Raw genomic sequence first — 1,413 nt, forward strand, 5'->3', positions numbered from 1 at the left:
AATATGAGGCACCAGTAAGCCTACAAACGCAATAGACCCAGCCATCGACACCGCCGTACCCACCGCGATAGCACAAACGATGAGCGCACGTTCGGTAAGCTTTTCCACATCCACGCCGCTGCTTTTTGCCGCAAGTTCACCGGCATATAGTTTGTTCAAATCACCTGCGAAAAAAAGCTGTAAACCCACAGCAACAACTATCAGCGGGCCGCCCACTGACAAAATTAACCAGTCAGTTTGATACAAGTTGCCCATCAACCAGAAAGTAAGGTTGCGAAGGGCATCAGCGTTACTGAACATAAAAAGCCAAGCAATGATGGCTCCGCTAAGCGTAGATATGGCAATACCAGCAAGAATAACAGCAGTGGAAGAGGCCAGAAGTTTTCTGGCTAAGCGGTAAATAATAAATGTAGAAAACAATGCCCCAACAAAGCACCCTAAAGGTAGTAAATAGTGCAGGTACGGTGTTGCCCATTGAGGTGTTAATAGCAGCAACAGCGCGGCAACCAAACTCGCTCCACTAGTAATGCCAATTATTCCGGGGTCTGCCAATGGATTTCGCAGCACCACCTGTAAGGTCGCGCCACTTACGGAAAGCGCCGCCCCAACTAAACACGCAGTGAGTATAAGCGGTATTTGAAGTTGCACAATAATATGCTGTTTTAGGTCAGCAGTCGTGTCGGAAAGCCCTATCACGCCTACAATACCTATTACCCCAACGGCTAGCGAAAAAAGTACCATTGCTACAACCAAATTGACGGCTTTGGGTTTAGTTACTCTGGTTCTCAATTTGGCTCTCAATGTAGGCTCTCAATTTAGCATCTACTTATAATTGTTGGGTTTGCTTAATATGTGCAATCAAGCCATCCGACGCTTCTTCGATTAGGTCTAACACCAGCTCAAAGCCGCGCTTCCCCCCGTAGTACGGGTCAGGTACTTCTTTGTCTTCTACATTGGCAAAGTCCAGAAATAGCTTAATCTTTTCCTGGTACTGGCTTGGCGACATACCTTGCAGATTTGCTAAGTTGCTATTATCCATAGCCAAAATATAGTCGAAGCGCTCAAAGTCACTTTCATCAACACGGCGACATTTAAGCCCCTTAAAGCTGTAACCTCGCTCTACCCCAGCCGCCTGTGAACGCTTATCTGCTGGTTTCCCAATGTGGTAGCCATGAGTTCCCGCAGAATCAATTTCAATATTTAACCCGGCTTGTGCAGCTTTATGCTTGAACACGGCTTCGGCAGTTGGAGAGCGACAAATATTACCCAAACACACGAACAACACCGATGTAGATTGTTTCATTCAAAATCCTATTTAAACGCAGTGACAAAGCGCGACTAAACTTTGTGCCTAGTTTCGCGTATGATACGCCGTCAGAAAAATTGTGGAGTTAGTATGACCGCACATGTACT

General features: G+C 46.2%; 2 protein-coding genes. Both read right to left on the bottom strand.

The window, feature by feature from the left end; translation table 11 throughout:
• On the bottom strand, positions 1–741 hold a 741-nt coding region (locus KL866_RS10810), incomplete at its 3' end, for an iron ABC transporter permease (protein WP_214995000.1).
• Between the two features lie 85 nt (positions 742–826).
• Positions 827–1,303, bottom strand: a complete 477-nt coding sequence (locus KL866_RS10815; protein WP_214994995.1) for a low molecular weight protein-tyrosine-phosphatase — start codon at positions 1,301–1,303, stop codon at positions 827–829.
• Positions 1,304–1,413 lie beyond the last annotated feature (110 nt).

Source organism: Alteromonas sp. ALT199 (genome assembly GCF_018619335.1).
In the GTDB taxonomy this organism is placed as follows: domain Bacteria; phylum Pseudomonadota; class Gammaproteobacteria; order Enterobacterales; family Alteromonadaceae; genus Alteromonas.

Bases quoted from the DNA above. Each gene is read 5' to 3' on its own strand.
- KL866_RS10815 (WP_214994995.1), bottom strand. From the start codon at position 1,303: ATGAAACAATCTACATCGGTGTTGTTCGTGTGTTTGGGTAATATTTGT.